This window comes from Kosakonia sp. BYX6, from assembly GCF_038449125.1.
Lineage (GTDB): Bacteria > Pseudomonadota > Gammaproteobacteria > Enterobacterales > Enterobacteriaceae > Kosakonia > Kosakonia calanthes.
Genome location: NZ_CP151800.1, coordinates 26305 through 42035, shown reverse-complemented (window position 1 = coordinate 42035; position 15731 = coordinate 26305). Strand labels below are relative to the sequence as shown.

Annotated in this window: 17 protein-coding genes; 9 read left to right on the top strand and 8 right to left on the bottom strand. The window is 56.3% G+C overall.

Annotated features, from left to right (window positions below):
* Positions 1-32 precede the first annotated feature (32 nt).
* The 3 genes from nepI to AAEY27_RS00190 form a co-directional block, all read right to left on the bottom strand.
* Positions 33-1217, bottom strand: coding sequence for a purine ribonucleoside efflux pump NepI (nepI, locus tag AAEY27_RS00200; protein ID WP_342322966.1), 1185 nt, complete (start codon positions 1215-1217; stop codon positions 33-35).
* 99 nt (positions 1218-1316) lie between these two features.
* Positions 1317-1850 carry an SRPBCC domain-containing protein gene (locus AAEY27_RS00195; protein WP_425294648.1) on the bottom strand — a complete coding sequence of 178 codons (534 nt, stop codon included), beginning with the start codon at positions 1848-1850 and terminating at the stop codon, positions 1317-1319.
* 96 nt (positions 1851-1946) lie between these two features.
* Positions 1947-2399 carry a DUF1198 domain-containing protein gene (locus tag AAEY27_RS00190; protein WP_342322965.1) on the bottom strand — a complete coding sequence of 151 codons (453 nt, stop codon included), beginning with the start codon at positions 2397-2399 and terminating at the stop codon, positions 1947-1949.
* A gap of 104 nt (positions 2400-2503) precedes the next feature.
* On the opposite strand from AAEY27_RS00190, the gene AAEY27_RS00185 reads away from it, so the two are divergent.
* Positions 2504-3418, top strand: a complete 915-nt coding sequence (locus AAEY27_RS00185) for a LysR family transcriptional regulator (RefSeq protein WP_342322964.1) — start codon at positions 2504-2506, stop codon at positions 3416-3418.
* Between the two features lie 3 nt (positions 3419-3421).
* On the opposite strand, the gene ilvN is transcribed toward AAEY27_RS00185, so the two are convergent.
* The 3 genes from ilvN to ivbL all read right to left on the bottom strand — a co-directional run bounded on the left by ilvN (position 3422) and on the right by ivbL (position 5601).
* Positions 3422-3706, bottom strand: a complete 285-nt coding sequence (gene ilvN, locus AAEY27_RS00180) for an acetolactate synthase small subunit (protein WP_342322963.1) — start codon at positions 3704-3706, stop codon at positions 3422-3424.
* Positions 3707-3709: 3 nt separating this feature from the next.
* Complete coding sequence (ilvB, locus tag AAEY27_RS00175) at positions 3710-5398, bottom strand: acetolactate synthase large subunit (protein WP_342322962.1); 1689 nt, start codon at positions 5396-5398, stop codon at positions 3710-3712.
* Between the two features lie 104 nt (positions 5399-5502).
* On the bottom strand, positions 5503-5601 hold the full coding sequence (gene ivbL, locus AAEY27_RS00170) for an ilvB operon leader peptide IvbL (RefSeq protein WP_342322961.1): 99 nt from the start codon (positions 5599-5601) through the stop codon (positions 5503-5505).
* Positions 5602-5873: 272 nt separating this feature from the next.
* Here ivbL and AAEY27_RS00165 point away from each other — a divergent pair, with 272 nt between their 5' ends.
* The 5 genes from AAEY27_RS00165 to AAEY27_RS00145 are packed head-to-tail and all read left to right on the top strand — an operon-like array spanning position 5874 to position 10989.
* Positions 5874-6707: a GTPase gene (locus AAEY27_RS00165; RefSeq protein ID WP_342322960.1), complete on the top strand. Its 834-nt coding sequence runs from the start codon at positions 5874-5876 to the stop codon at positions 6705-6707.
* Between the two features lie 11 nt (positions 6708-6718).
* A complete protein-coding gene (locus AAEY27_RS00160) occupies positions 6719-7258 on the top strand; it encodes a hypothetical protein (RefSeq protein ID WP_342322959.1) in 540 nt (179 codons plus the stop codon).
* A gap of 2 nt (positions 7259-7260) precedes the next feature.
* Positions 7261-9090: a dynamin family protein gene (locus tag AAEY27_RS00155; RefSeq protein WP_342322958.1), complete on the top strand. Its 1830-nt coding sequence runs from the start codon at positions 7261-7263 to the stop codon at positions 9088-9090.
* On the top strand, positions 9090-10733 hold the full coding sequence (locus AAEY27_RS00150) for a GTPase (protein ID WP_342322957.1): 1644 nt from the start codon (positions 9090-9092) through the stop codon (positions 10731-10733). The genes AAEY27_RS00155 and AAEY27_RS00150 overlap by 1 nt, the downstream gene beginning before the upstream one ends.
* Positions 10726-10989, top strand: a complete 264-nt coding sequence (locus AAEY27_RS00145; protein WP_342322956.1) for a YkgJ family cysteine cluster protein — start codon at positions 10726-10728, stop codon at positions 10987-10989. Before AAEY27_RS00150 ends, AAEY27_RS00145 begins: the two co-directional genes overlap by 8 nt.
* A 212-nt stretch (positions 10990-11201) precedes the next feature.
* On the opposite strand, the gene AAEY27_RS22365 is transcribed toward AAEY27_RS00145, so the two are convergent.
* On the bottom strand, positions 11202-11468 hold the full coding sequence (locus AAEY27_RS22365; protein WP_425294647.1) for a hypothetical protein: 267 nt from the start codon (positions 11466-11468) through the stop codon (positions 11202-11204).
* 741 nt (positions 11469-12209) lie between these two features.
* On the opposite strand from AAEY27_RS22365, the gene tisB reads away from it, so the two are divergent.
* The 3 genes from tisB (at position 12210) to emrD (ending at position 14614) form a co-directional block, all read left to right on the top strand.
* Positions 12210-12299: a type I toxin-antitoxin system toxin TisB gene (tisB, locus tag AAEY27_RS00140; protein ID WP_342322955.1), complete on the top strand. Its 90-nt coding sequence runs from the start codon at positions 12210-12212 to the stop codon at positions 12297-12299.
* A gap of 119 nt (positions 12300-12418) precedes the next feature.
* A complete protein-coding gene (locus AAEY27_RS00135; RefSeq protein WP_342325679.1) occupies positions 12419-13252 on the top strand; it encodes a DMT family transporter in 834 nt (277 codons plus the stop codon).
* Between the two features lie 177 nt (positions 13253-13429).
* Positions 13430-14614 carry a multidrug efflux MFS transporter EmrD gene (gene emrD, locus AAEY27_RS00130; RefSeq protein WP_342322954.1) on the top strand — a complete coding sequence of 395 codons (1185 nt, stop codon included), beginning with the start codon at positions 13430-13432 and terminating at the stop codon, positions 14612-14614.
* Here emrD and AAEY27_RS00125 read toward each other — a convergent pair.
* Complete coding sequence (locus AAEY27_RS00125) at positions 14517-15605, bottom strand: cellulase family glycosylhydrolase (protein ID WP_342322953.1); 1089 nt, start codon at positions 15603-15605, stop codon at positions 14517-14519. The genes emrD and AAEY27_RS00125 overlap by 98 nt on opposite strands.
* Positions 15606-15731: the final 126 nt, after the last annotated feature.

The window sequence follows — 15731 nt, the reverse complement described above, 5'->3', positions numbered from 1 at the left end:
TCCGGCCTACGAATTCACGCTACGCGATTTTTTTACGCTTTCACTTTCACTTTTACCGCCACCAGCAGCGCGGTCAGCAGCATCAAACTGCCGGAAAGCACTAACGGCGATAACAGGCCGTAATGGTCGAGGGCGAAACCGCCAATCGCCGCGCCGCAGGTATTGGCGAGCTGAATAACGGCGACTTGAATGGAACCGGCTTTTTCCGCCTGATCGGCCAAGGTTCGGGTGATCCACGTTGACCAACCGACCGGCACCAGCGCAAACCCCAGCCCCCAGACAATGGCGATGCCCGCCGCGACCGCTTTATCACTGCCCCACAGAATCAGCACCAGCGCGCTAATCGCCAGCGTCAGCGGCGCGAGAGCCAGTGCCATTTTCACCGAACGCTTCATTATCACCGATGAAAATGACGTGCCGACAAAACTGGCGATACCAAAGCTCAGCAGCACCAGCGTCAACCCGTCAACGCTGAAACCGGCAAGGTTCATATACACCGGGCGAATATAGGTAAAGAACGAGAACTGCCCGGCGAAGACCATAAAAATCGCCAGCATGCCCGCCGCCACGCCGGGGCGTTTCAGCAGGCCGAACATATTTTCATGGTGCTCGGTTTTCCCCGGCAGCGACGGCAGCGCCTTCCACACCCAGAGAATACAGGCCGCGCCCATCAGCGCCGCGCCGTTAAACACATTTCGCCAGCCGATAATGCCGCCTAAAAAACTGCCCAGCGGCGCGGCAATCACCAGCGCAATCGACACCGCGCCAAAAATCACCGACAGCGCTTTCGGGATGGTGCGCATCGGCACCAGCCGCATGGTCAGCGACGCCGACATCGCCCAAAAGCCGCCTAACGCCAGCCCAAGACAGGCGCGGCCTAACAGCAGCAAGGTGAAATTATTGGCAAACGACACCAGCAAGCAGGAGAGGGTAAGCAGCACCGCAAAGGCGATCACCACATAACGCCGGTCGGCCGCGCGAATAATGTTGGTAATAAACAGGCTGGCGAACATCGCCACAAACGCCGTCACGGTGACGGTTTGCCCGGCAACGCCCTCGGAAACACCCAGATCCAGCGCCATGGGTGTTAGCAGGCTTACCGGTAAGAACTCAACGGTGATCAAGCACGCCACACAAAACGCCACGGCGAAGACGGCGGACCAGTTTGGTCGGGTGACCGCATCCGTTGGAGATTGCGCCACAGTTTGCTCACTCATTCGTTACCTGCTTAATTGTTATTCGTGAAAGTCGCGCAGTGTAACATTCATAAACTGTGACGCAATTAACAATTTGGCAACTCTATAGCCGGAACAGACCTATTCGCCGCGCGCCTTACGCGCCGCCGTTGCCAGGCCGACAATCCATTCCTGGTGCGCATTAATCATCGGGTTTGGTACCGCACTTGCCAGTTGCTGCGCCGGTACGCCGGTTTGCGATTCCTGGGTCAGAATGCGCACCCGCCCGCCAGGCAAATCTTCAAACAGCCAGGCGTGAATCACATCCAGACGCGCATTTTCATCGCCTTCCACCCAGCCGTACCACGCGATACGCGCGGCCTGGCCGTCGACTGGCGGTACATATTCACACACCTGCGCCTCGACCGGGAAACCGAACGTGGTAAAGCGAAAACGGGCATTGGCGCTTAACAACGGGCCGCTGGCATCGTGAAAACGAATCTCCTGCGCGTTGCTGTAATAGGTCGGCCACAGCGTGGTGTCGTTCAGTTGCGCCCAGATTTCTTGCGCCGTCAGGCCGGCAACAATGATTTCGTTAGAGGCAAAGTTATCGGTGGTGCCAGGCAGATAATCGAGCGGCCAGATAATGGCGCTGTGGGTCAGAGATTGAGTCATGGTGTACCTCGTGAGTGTTTAACGAGGCCACTATGCAAAGCGCAGAGATATAAATCTAATGGTTATCTTTTATCATCGCTATCACGAAGTGTGATATCAGTGCAGCCAGTGCACGCCTTCTTCGGGCATAAACAAGGCGTTATAGCGCATCTGGAAGTTACTCAGATCGGCTTTATCCGGTTCCAGTTCACGCAGAAAACCGAGCGCCAGGCGCACTTGCGCATCGGTAATCGGCGCCGCCAGCCGCGCTTTTTGCAATAAACGGTGCCAGTACAGCAGGTTCTGCTCGCTGCTATCGACAATCGACACTTGCCAGATCAACAACACTTGCGCGGCGTTCTGCAGGTGCGCTTCATCCGGGCGCACAAGGTAGTTTAGAAACTCGCCGCCGGCGGTTTTACCCATCTGATCGATCATCGATTCCACCGGCACGGGCTGAATGTTGAGTCGGTCGGTGAGACGGCGGATCGCGCGGCGGGAATCGGACGTTAATACCCTGAAACCAATCACAAAAACCACCACCAGCGTTGCCAACATCAACCAAATCATACCGACTCCCGGTGCGCAAAAGAGGCTCATCATACGGGGAAATCCCCCGCGACGAACAGCGGTAAGTGCGATAATCTTTTTTATCGCCCTGGCTGGTCACTATCATGAATAACGATATCAGAAACCTCGATCTCAACTTGTTGAAAACCCTTGATGCGCTGCTTGATGAACGCAATGTTACCCGCGCCGCCGCGCGTCTTTCCCTGACGCAACCGGCGGTGAGCGGCATGCTGACACGCCTGCGCGATTATTTTGCCGACCCGCTGTTTGTCCGCGCGCCGCACGGCATGATCCCCACGGCACGCGCGCAGGAATTGGCCGCGCCGGTAAAGCGCATTCTCGCCGATATCGATCTGCTGCTAAAACCCACCGCCTTTGACCCGCAAACCGCGTCGCTCACCTGGACGCTGTCCGCCACCGATTACGCGCTCAAAGTGGTGATCGTGCCGTTTATCGCCCGGCTAAAACAGCGTGCGCCGGGCATTCGCATCCGCGTTGAACCGGTGGAACCCAAGCGCTTGCTGAGCCAGCTTGAGCGCGGCGACATTGATGCAGCGCTGATGACGCCATACAGCACGCCCGCCGACTTGCACAGCCGGGCGCTGTTTGAGGAGCGCTTCGTTTGCATGATGCGCGCCGATCACCCGGACGCCGCCAAAAAGACGCTGACCCTGGAGCGCTTTTGTGCGCTGGAACATGCGCTGGTCTCCTGGGATGGCGAGCGTTTTCGCGGCGTGGCGGATAACGCGCTCGCCGCGCTCGGCAAAACGCGGCGGGTTGGCGTGTCGGTCAGTAACTTCTTGATCCTGCCGGAGATATTAGCAGTGAGCGATATGATTGCGGTGGTGCCGCAGCGCCTTGCGCGTTTGACGCCGGGCATGTGCCTGCGCGACGCGCCGTTGCCGATACCGGGTTTTACCAAAACGCTGGCCTGGCATGAACGCGCGCACCGCGATCCAGCGCAGCAGTGGCTGCGCGCGCTGCTGTATGAAACCAGCCAGGCCGACGCACCGCTTTAACGGTTATTCAAAGAACAACCCAAGTTTGTTAAACACGCCCGGATCGGTCTGGTGACGGATGATTTGCACCACATCTTCCAGCTTGTCGATCTGGCTTATCATCTGTTCCAGCCGTTGATCGTTGGCCACCTGTAGCCAAATGCGGCTCTGCTCGCCGTTTTGTAGCGGTAGACAAAGAATGCCTTCCACGTTGAACGCCCGGCGGGCAAAAAGCCCGCACACGTGGGTCATCACGCCCGGATGGTTGCGCACGGTGAGCTCGAGAATGACGTTTTCAGTTGCTTGCATGGCTTATTCCCCCACCATTTCTGTATTCGCCGCGCCCGGCGGCACCATCGGGTAAACTTTTTGTTGTGGATCGATACGCACATGCACCAGCGCAGGGCCTGGTCGGGAGATGACCTCTTGCAGCGCGGCATGCGGATCGGCCGCTGCGTTTAAATCGCAGGTGTCCAGACCAAACCCGGCGGCAATCTGCACAAAATTCACCATGCCCGGATAGGTGGCGGCAAACACGCCGGATTTGTAAAACAGGCTTTGCTGTTGATGCACCAGCCCCAGCGCTTCGTTGTTCATCAGAATGATTTTCACATCCAGATTGTTTTCCGCGGCGGTCGCCATCTCCTGAATATTCATCATCAGGCTGCCATCACCGGAGAAGCAGATAACCTTGCGCTCCGGGTTCGCCAGCGCCGCGCCAATCGCCGCAGGCAGACCAAAACCCATGGTGCCTAATCCGCCGGACGTCAGCCACTGGCGCGGGCGGTTCAGCGGGTAGGCTTGCGCCGTCCACATCTGATGCTGACCCACGTCGGTGGCGATAATCGCGTCATCATCCACGCAGGCCGCCACCGCGTTAATCAAACCGTAATGGCTTAACGGATCGCCGCTTTTCGGGATGCTGGACGGAAACTCCGCCTGCAACTGTTCTACCGTGTTGCGCCAGGCGTGGCGGGAACTGGCTTCAATTTGCGGGATCAGCGCGTCGAGCACTTCGGCGACATCGCCCTGAATCGCGATGTGCGCCTGTTTCACTTTGCCGAGTTCCGCGCGGTCGATATCGACATGGATAATTTTGGCGTTCGGGCAGAACTGCTCGGTTTTGCCAATCGCCCGGTCATCAAAACGCGCGCCTAACACAACCAGCAAATCCGCTTCCTGCAAAATAAAGTTGGTGCTGCGCGCGCCGTGCATCCCCAGCATACCGAGCGAAAGCGGGTGATTTTTGGGCAACATGCCGAGCGCCATCAGCGTCATAGTGGTCGGCAGGCTGGCTTTTTCCGCAAGCCGGCGAATTTGCTGCGGCGCATTAATCACGCCGCCGCCCAGGTAAAGCACCGGGCGCTGGGCGGCGTTGATCATCTCGGCGGCTTCGCGAACGGACTGGGCATTCCACGCCGGTGTCGGGGCTTGGTAACCGGGTTCCGGCAACTCGCTCAGGGTGATTTCTGCGGTTTGCACATCTTTAGGAATATCTATCCACACCGGGCCTGGGCGACCAGACTGCGCAATGCGAAACGCATCGCAAATGACCTGCGGCAGTTCGGCGATATCGCGCACCAGATAGTTATGTTTGGTGATGGGGATAGAGATGCCGTACGTGTCCACTTCCTGGAACGCGTCGGTGCCAATCATCGAAGCGGGCACCTGGCCGGTAATGCACACCAGCGGAATGGAGTCGAGGCGCGCGTCGGCAATGGCGGTCACCAGGTTGGTCGCGCCCGGCCCGCTACAGGCCAGACACACCGCCGGTTTGCCCTGGGTGCGTGCCATGCCCTGGGCGATAAACCCTGCGCCCTGCTCGTGGCGCGCCAGCACATGACGAATCTGCGTACTTTGGCTCAGCGCGTCGTATAACGGAAGGACAGTACCGCCCGGAATACCCGTTACGGTGGTGATGCCCTGTCGCTCCAGTAAATGAACAATCAGCTGCGCGCCTGTGTAGCGCGTGGATTGCGATGTGCTGCCCAAACTTGCCATGCTCCAGTCCTTCTTGTTCTGAGCCGGCTTTCCAGGGGGGCTAAAACGAAAAACCCCGCCCGGTTGCGCCGGCGGGGTTTTGGAATCGTGTGTTGTTCCGGACCCTACGGCGCATTGCCGACGACCACCACCACACGCACGACGACCACCGCGGCGTTAGGCGCGGTTTTTAGTAGGTTCATCGGTTTGATGGCAGCGTTCATTAGGGACCTGTTGTCATGTCATTAACGAGATTTATACAACCACAGGAATCATTGCCCGACAACCGCTTTTTACGTACCGGCAGGAAACTGTGCAATCGATCACACTTGCTCTGCAATGCACGCTTGCCCGCTAACAACCTGAAATTTCCCTTAAATATTTTCCGTGAATTGCCGAAGCTAATAACATCCACTTTATATTCAGCGGACTGACATAACCTGTCATCGCTCGCGCGACAATCAACGACATAACCTTCAGAAGCGTGCTTAAACTTATGGATGATTCGATTAAGGCTTCACATCAGCAATTGTTCAGCCAGGCGGATGCCTTGCTGGAAGAGAAACTCACCGACTCGAAACCCGTTATCGCCGCCTGGGGCTTGATGAACGCAGGCAAAAGCTACCTGCTGAATATGCTTACCGGGCACTTTGAAACCGAGCGTTTTCGCACTAACGATATCCGTGAAACGGCGCAATTGCAGGCGTATACCAGCGACGATTTTGTCTTTCTCGACACGCCGGGTTTGGATGCCAACGATGCGGATAATCAGCAAGCACAGCAAGGCGCTAAGCGCGCGGACGTGATTCTTTTTGTCCACCAACCGCCGGGCGAACTGGAGAAGATCGAGGTCGATTTTCTGCGTGAGCTGGCGGCCTCTTTCGGCAGCTACGCCGACCAGAACATTATTCTTATCCTCAGTAAATCGGATGCGGAAAGCGCGGAAAAAATCGACGCCATTGAAAAACGCATTCTTGAGCAGTGCCGCAGCGACCTGAATTTCTCTCCCCGTTGTTTCACCTTATCCGGTACCCGTTTTAAAACCGGCATGACACAAAATAAACAAGGCCTGGTGCGCGCCAGCCACATTCAGGAACTTGAGCACTATTTGCAGCGGTTTGCGGGCGTTTCGGCGGTGCAGCGCGAGCGTCAATTGGTGGCGGTGAATGAACTCATTGCCGGGATGAAGCGTGCCGAAGCCGAGGTGGCGCAGATCAAATCGGACACCAAAGCACAACTGATTGACGGTTTTGCGGCATTCAACCTTGCCGTTAAAGCGTTTCGTCAGAGGATGGATTCCCACGCCGCAGCACTGCGCAACATTCGTTAAGGAGCGGGAAAATGGCATTACCCTGGTTGATTGGCGGCGCATTACTGGGTTTGGGCGCGCTGCTGGCATCATCAAGCGATGACGACAACAGCGCCAATGGCAATGGCGATGATGAAGAACGGCGTCGTCGGGAAAGGGCCGAACAAGCGCGCGCGGCGCGTAACAAAAGCGAACAGCGCCTTGCCGTTCAGTCCGCGTTTCGCGAGCAAGGCCAGGCCTCGGCTGAAGAGTTCGCGGTGGCGCTGCAAGAGTGGATTGAAGTGCATTACCGCTCCGCGAAACCTTTCGCGGCGGTGTTGAGTAATGACGGCGAGATTTTAAAACGCGAAGTGAGCGTGCCGTTTGTTATCGACTACGCGCTGGGCCTGCTTGACAGCAAGACCCGCAAAAGTCTCACGGATTTTGAAGGGTTTTATGACGCTCAACTGATTCCCTGCCCCGAAATTTACGATGCCGACGAGTTGATTACCGACTGCGACGACACCCTAAAAGAGATGCGATCGTACCTGCGTAGGCTGGAAAAATTACGCGCGCAATTACAGGGAGAGTAAGCATGTTACGTGAAACGTTGTTGGCCTCGTTTCAGGCGCTCGAAGGGCGGTTTGCCTCTGCGCTTGCCGAGGCGCAAACCATGGACGACCAGTTCCAGCGCGCTTACCAGGTGTTCCAGGCGCAGATGGCGAGCCATCTTCACCAGGCCATGAACACATTGCCAGCCAATAACCCGCTCAGCGAGCAAATCAAACATTTCATCCACAGCCTTCAGCAGCAGGATCAGCGCTGGCGCGAACGTTTACAGCATCGCGATAAAGGGCTGGCTTTCCGCCAGGGTTTTGAAGATTCACTATTGGTGTTTGTGTTCGGCAAGGTGAAGTCCGGCAAAAGCTCGCTCGGTAACTATATGGCCTGGGGGCAGACCGATCCGACGCAACAAACCAAAGATAGCCTGCCTGCCAACCAACATCCGGCCTGGTTTTCCCATGAAAACACCGAGGCGGAAAATGGCGACGCGCCGCGCGAAGCGGAGCAAAACCAGCAATTTCGCGTTGATGGCACCGAAGCCACCAGCTCGATTCAGGGCTTTCGTCTGCCCGGCCTGACGTGGGTGGACTCTCCCGGCCTGCATTCGGTGAAACAGTGCAACGGCGAATTGGCGCAGGAATACGTCCAGCATGCCGATCTGATCCTCTACACCATGAGTTCCAGTGCGCCCGGACGCGCCAGCGATTTGCAGGAGATTCGCCAGCTACTCGATCAGAAAAAGCAGACGCTACTGTTAATCACCGGCAGCGACACGCCTGACGAGGACTGGGACGACGAAAACGACCGGATGGTAATCAAAGGCAAAATGATGAAGCCTGCGCCTACCCGGCTGGCGCAAAGGGACTATGTCGCGAAAGAGCTTAATGCGGACGGCATTGCGCGCGAAAACGTCGAAATTATTTCAATTTCGGCGCAGGTTGCTCAGCGTTTCTTCGACGACGAACAGCACATGGCAGAGAGCGGCATGGCGCAGTTGTTTGCCACTCTGCACACGCTGTCGCACGCCGAGGGAGTGCGCATCAAACGCCATGTGCCGCTGAATAATTTCCATAAATTCCTGACTGTTTGCATCGACGATCTGGCGCCGTATCACCAGCAAATTGCCCTGTTTGGTGAGACGTTTAAAAAGTTGCAGCGTACATTGGCGCAGACCATTATCCGGCAAGTTCGTCACGCACAATCGCGCATGCGGGCGAGTGTCGACGACACGTTTGATGCGCTGCTGGCGCTGCGGGATGACGAATCCGCCATCAACAGCCAACTTCGCCAGGCGCGCACACGGTGGGACACGGTGCATCAAGAGGTGGTGGTGGAGGCCATCGCCGAGCTGTTTCGCGACATTACGCGCGAGTTTAAAACCGCGATGAGCGATAGCTGGCAGGCCTCGACGCTGACGCTGCCGAACTTCTCTTTAGAGAAAATCACCGAAGAGATCCCCGGTGAAGTCGTAAAAGGCAACCGCAAACGCAACAGCGGGCTGGGGGCACTTGCCGGCGCAGCCCTCGGTTTTGCGTTAGGCGGCCCGGCGGGCGCGGCGGTAGGGATGACGATTGGCGGCGGTGCGGGCGGTGCGCTCAGCACCGGCCCCAGAATGGGGACGCGCACCATTGAATTGACGGTGGGCGACAACCTGAGCGCAATCCAGGCGCAGGCCATTGAGCGCTATTGCGCGTCTGTCGCCAGCGCCATTCGCGCGCTTGCCGACCAACTTACCACGCAGTTGTTAACCGAGAGCGAGGCGCTGACCGACGCGCTTAAACGTGAAGTCGCGACGATGAGCCTCGCTATTGAACATCTTTTGCTGGAAACCCAGCGGATTCTGCACCAGGAAAACCAGTGATGACGCTTTCCTTAAACGATCTTTATCGCATTTATCACGACACTGAAGCCTTTGTGCGCCACTATCCCGCGCTGGAACCCGCGTTTCGCCCGGTAGCGGCCAGGTTTGCAGAGAAAATGCGTAAACCCGATGCGAGCATTATGGTTTACGGCGTGTATAACGCCGGTAAAAGCACGCTGATTAACGCCCTGCTGGGCGCGGAAACGGCACCGACGGGCGATTTTCCGCTGACCGATCGCGTGGACGAATACCGCTGGGGGCAGTATGCCATTCTGGATACGCCCGGCGTGGATGCGCCGCTGGATCACGAAAAAGTGACACAACAGCAGATGCTCAACGTGGATGCCATTGTTTTCGTTGTAAACCCTTCCGGCGCGGCGGAAGAGATGAAAACGTTGCAGGTGATGATTGACCTGCTGGCGCAGGGCAAAAAGCTGTTTCTGGTGTTCAATGAAAAAGAGGACTTTTCCGTTGAGCTGTTTACCCGGCTGAAGAACAGCACGCGGATGCGCCTGCAAGAGCTTGCCGCTGCGAAAGGAATGGACGCGGTTTTAGCCGACATTCCCATTTGGCGTGTCAACGCGCAACGCGCGCTGGATGGCAAGCTGCGCCAAAAGCCAGGCCTTATTGAATACAGCGGCTACCCGGCGTTCGAAACGGCGTTGACCGGCTTTATCGACAGCATTACGCCGGACGACATCAGCAAGCAACTTGCGCACTCGCTGCACGATTTCCTCGACACGTTGCTCGCCTCGTTGATGCAAAACAGCGGTGACGACGCGGTGCGCCAGTACAACACGCTGCTGAAAAATCTCCTTGCCGCACAGGCCGCCTGCCAGCGTGAAGTGAACAAAGAGATTGCGCGTAACCGTTTGATACTGCAAACGCGCAGCAAAACCGCGCTCCAGCAGGATCCGCAGCATTGCCAGCAAACCATTGGCGCGATTTACCATGAAGCGGTCGACAATGTGAACCGGGTGCTGACAGACGAAACCGCGTTTCTGAGCAGCCAATTCGCGCAGGATGTGCAGGCGCTGGAAACTGCGCTGGCGGGCGCGCCCCATCACAATAATGTGCAAGTACAGGGCATCCAGCCGGGAACCGATGAGACAATGCCAGCCAACAAAGGTCTGCTGGATAAAGTGAATGCCGATGCGGTGAAAAGCGCCGTTGGCACGGTGGGCAGCGTCGCCAAACCCGAGCATGTGGTGGCCGGGCTGAAGCTGGTGAAAGAGTGGCTGCCGTCGGTGATGAAAGGCATCGGCCCAAAAACCATGGAAAAATGGGGTACGTTGGTGGTCGGGAAATGGATCCCTTACGTCGGCACTGCCGTGACGGTGATCAGCACGCTTTGGGATATGGTGGCTGAAGATCCGCAAGAAAAACGCTTGCGCGAGCAGTCTGAACACTATGCCCGCGAACGCGAGCGTTTTATGCAGGAAGTCGAGGACATTTCCCGCGATATTGCCGCTAAATTTGAGAAAGCGATGGCGGACGAAGTGCGCGACATCCTCACGCCGTGGTTTACGGAAATGACGCAGAAAGTCACGGCAACGCTGGATGTGGCAAACAGCGAAATGCAGGCCAACCGCGACGCGCTGACGCAGGCGCAGCGGCTTTCCGACCGGCTCACCGATGCCTGATGCGCCACTCACGCCGTTCCCTTGCACCGCCTGCGGCAAATGTTGTCGCAGGGTGAACGCCAGCCCCGAAACCGCGTTTCTCGATCGCGGCGACGGGGCATGCCGCCATTTCGATGACGACAGCCATTTGTGCCGCATCTACGAACAGCGCCCGCTGGTGTGCCGTGTTGAAGAGTATTACCGGCAAAACCTCGCCGCGATCATCCCCTGGGATGAATTCGTGCGCATCAATCTGGCGATTTGCGAAAAGCTGTAAACGCAGAAAAGACAAAGGCACCTAAAAAGGTGCCTTTTCACAGGGGGCGACAGGCTTGTCATCGCCATCTTGTCGCGCCTGGCTTCCGGTATTCTGGAAGTCTTACAAGTCCCATAAGGGAACAGCGGCAATATTAGCTGGTGAGAGTTTTATGTCAAGTAAAACACTGTACATTCATAATTACAGGCAGCCGTAATAATTTAAAGAATAACTTATAAAACTAGATACGACATACCCAGCCCATGCAATATTCCATGCTTAATCATTTCAAGCTCGTCTCGCTCAATTGTCGGGACAATATAATTATCTCGCCCCCATCCTGCATTTTTAATTCTGTCGAGGCGTTCGAGCGAAACGACATTAATCATGTCGCACTTTGCCCAGCAAGGAATATGCTCATTTCCCGGAATCGGGTTTTGGCGTAACGCGTGATGGTAGTCTTTGGCGGGATCTGGCGCGGTTGTACTGATTGGTACCACAGTCACAAGCTGGCTGTTACAGCGACTCCTGGCAACAACAATGACAGGCCTTTTTTAACGATTTCGGGCACAACCATACCGCGAAAGTCACAAATAACAATGGAACCAACTTTAGGTTGAAATTTCAGGCCCATAAAATAAATCACATGATGATGACAGGGCGAAAATAATACTCAAGTAAGCAAAGCGTTGCATTACCGACTCAACTAAAAAAGAAGCTAATTATTGAGAAATTAATTTGTCCTGTTTGCGAAACAGCAGAAATATATTTACAGATTAGCGGAATTAAATTGGATTAGATTTAGCATCTCAATATTAGCGGAGAATATGTTCTGACATTCTCCGCTAATTTAAGTCGTCCAGTGGCGGGCACTGAAGCGAGGTTTTTTTCACAGGCTTTCGCGGTTGGTGGCCGTGAGCACACTGCGTTACGTCAACAGCGAAACTATACGTTGAATCCTCTGATTGCGCAATTTTCAAGCGTATTTTCCCGCATTGAGTATGGTACAAGGTCGCAAAAACCGCCAATAATTACTGTATATATAAACAGTATTAACATATACTGACTTCGCGCATCTGTGTGAGGGGCCGCGTTCTACGGCGCAATAAGTCCTGGCTGAAACGGGTGGTGCCGTCAGCGCCTTAACCCCTCGAGAGCACACTGCGTTACGCCAACAACAAGGCTGGCAACAGGCAGCGGAAAGGTACGTCAGCCGGTGCTCCTTACCACGGGAGATGCGTATGGGCGAAATGGAACTGGTCATCCTGATCCTGAAACTCATTGTTGCCTTGTTGCAACTGCTTGAAGCTGTCCTGAAATACCTGCGGTAATTCAGGTTCAAGTCGCACCAAAGAGGGGCGGGAAACCGCCCCTCTTTAACAATGGCGTTCTGGCTTTTCCGGCATCCAGGATGTTACATTTTGATGACAATTCACTCACCCATGCCGCTATGACCCTCTCTGTTTTTTGTATTTTGCTGTTCGCCGCGCTGTTACATGCCAGCTGGAACGCGATTGTCAAAGCGGGCAGCGACAAGCTCTATTCCGCCATTGCCGTAAGTGGCTCCGCCGCGCTAATCGCGCTTATCTTATTGCCTTTTTCTCCCCAACCCACGCTTGCCAGCGCACCTTACCTGGCCGCCAGTTGCGCTTTGCAGGTGGTTTATACCGTGCTGGTCGCCAAAACGTATCAAGTCTCGGACATGAGCCAAACCTACCCGCTAATGCGCGGCACCGCGCCGCTGCTGGTGGCATTAATCAGCGTGCTGATTCTGGGCGATTCCCTCAGCACGTTGGCGTGGGGCGGTATTGCCGTGATCTGCGTATCGATTCTCGGTATGGCCTTTAACGGGCGCAGCCAGTCGCGCAAAGGGATTTGGCTGGCGCTACTGAACTCCTGTTTTATCGCCGGGTATACGCTGGTCGACGGTACTGGCGTGCGCCTCGCCGGTTCCGCGTTGGGTTACACCCTTTGGACGTTTTTCCTTAACGGCTTTTGCCTTTTGCTGTGGGCGATGCTGACACGCCGACAAGTTGTGACGCGCTATCTGGTGGCGAACTGGAAAAAGGGGCTGCCGGGCGGCGTTGGCACCATGGGATCCTACGGCCTGGCGCTGTGGGCGATGACGCAAGCGCCGCTGGCGGTTGTCGCGGCGCTGCGCGAAACCTCGATTCTGTTCGGCGCACTGCTGGCTTTTCTGCTGTTGAAAGAGAAAGTCGCTGGCCTGCGCATTGTGGCCGCTTGCGGTATCGCCGCCGGGGCGATGTTATTGCGGCTTGCGTGATGCATTCTGGCAACAAAAGTTGCCGATAATTGTTTACAAATCCTGCCTGTCACCACCTGACCATTGCCGTCCGGTGTAGTGGTTCTGCCCTCTCTCTGTGGTAGATTCCTCCTTCATTAAGACTGTATCGCAGCCATATATTCTTTAATACCAACTTTTTATAAAGTAATCATCGCTATGAAAAAGCAGAGAAACGTCAATTTGTTATTGATGCTGGTGCTTCTGGTCGCGGTCGGGCAGATGGCGCAAACCATCTATATCCCGGCCATTGCGGATATGGCGCGCGACCTGGCGGTATCAAAAGGCGCAGTGCAGGGCGTAATGGCCGCTTACTTACTGACATATGGCGTCTCCCAGCTCTTTTATGGCCCGCTGGCAGACCACGTAGGACGCCGCCCGGTGATCCTCGCCGGGATGGCGATTTTTATGCTGGCGACCATTATTGCCATCACCACCCACAGCCTGGCGGTGTTGATCTTTGCCAGCGCACTTCAGGGTGTCGGCACGGGCGTTGGCGGCGTGATGGCGCGCACCCTGCCGCGCGATCTCTATGAAGGCAGCGCACTGCGCCACGCCAACAGCCTGCTGAACATGGGTATTCTTGTGAGTCCGCTGCTGGCGCCGCTGATTGGCGGCGTACTGAATACGCTGATGAACTGGCGTGCCTGTTTTATGTTTTTGCTGGTGTTGTGCGCCATTGTCGCTTACAGCATGGCGCGCTGGATGCCGGAAACGCGGCCACAGGGCGCGCCGCGCACGCGGCTGATCACCAGTTATAAAGCCCTGCTCGGCAACGGCGCGTTTAGCTGTTATCTGCTGATGCTGATTGGCGGGCTGGCCGGAATTGCGGTGTTTGAAGCCTGTTCCGGCGTGTTGCTGGGCGGTGTGCTCGGCCTGAACAGCCTGACAGTAAGCGTGCTGTTTATCCTGCCCATCCCCGCCGCGTTTTTCGGCGCGTGGTTTGCCGGACGGCAGAATAAGCGCTTCACATCGCTGATGTGGCAAGCGGTGATCAGCTGCCTGGCGGCCGGTGTGTTGATGTGGATCCCCGGCATGATGGGCGTAATGAATATCTGGACGCTGACAGTGCCCGCTGCGCTGTTTTTCTTCGGTGCCGGGATGCTGTTCCCGCTGGCGACCAGCGGCGCGATGGAGCCGTTTCCGTTTTTAGCCGGAACGGCAGGCGCGCTGATTGGTGGCTTGCAAAATATGGGTTCCGGCGGGCTGGCATGGCTGTCGGCACAGTTGCCGCAGAACAGCCAGTTTAGCCTTGGGATGCTGATGACGCTGGCCGGGCTGTTGATTGTGTTGTGCTGGCTGCCGTTGGCGTCGCGCTTTGCTCGCCACGAACCGGCGCTTTAAGCTCATGATGACCCGGCTTCGCGTCGGGTTTTTCGCACGTCGGCGCAATCATCTCTTGCAGTAAAGGCTCCGGCGCAGGCCGCCAGGCGCCCTCTTCGCCATCATAAAATTGGCTATCGGCATTAATGGCGTAAGGGATTTTCGCCTTATTTAACTCGCAGGCCATAAAGCGGGCGAACGCCATTTGCGACGCGGTCGGCGCGCTTTTGAACGACTCGCCCACCGCCCAGCCGCCAACCCAGGTGGCATGCCCGGATTTTTGCTGCCAGCGCAACGCCGTAGCAATGCGCGCGCGGATCGCCGCTCTTTCCGCCGCCGTGCCGGATGTCCACGGGTATTTACCGTTCGCTTTCAGCGGCCCCCACGGGAAGATATGCCATTCCGCCAGCAGGTAATTTTGGCTGTGCGGCGGCAATTTTAACGAAGAGAGATCTTCCGGCGCGGCGCGCAGGCGCGGGGCGATAAAAATCATGCGCTGCGCATCAATATCATGCAGAGTTCTGACGACATTTTCGTAGGCGCGATTGAGCGCCGGGAGATCGCGGTTGAGTTTGTCGGCCGGTTCATAAATCACATCAAAACCGAGCGTCGGGTGATCGCTGCCAAAAAAGTGTCCGACCGTCGACCACCACGCCACCAATTGCGCTTCGTTTTTCGCATCGGGATCGGCTTTAAAAGTATCCGCCTGGTAAGCAATCACCGGAATAACGCCGTACTCTTCGCAGGCTTCCACCAGTTTTCGCAGGTGGATCAAGCGCGCTTCGGTCATGTTATCGGCCACGCGAATGCGCACATGGCGAATCCCGGCGTTGTAAAAATCACGCACGATAAGCGGGTCAAACTCGCGAATACCGCGATCGGTACGCGCCCAGTCGACATCCATTCCCACCCCCAACTGTTGCGCGTAACGCGCCGCCGTCAGCGGAGTTTCGGCGGCAAACACAGCGGTTCCCGCCAGCAACATAACAACTGCAATCAATGGCTTTCGCACAGTTAACCTTGTGAAATCGGGGGCGAATACCTGTATTTAGCACGCTTTACGCCAGGACGCGTAGCGCCAAAGCGTAATAAATTTTCAATGCGCGTCCATACTTGCACCTGCAACGCATTCCTGTTT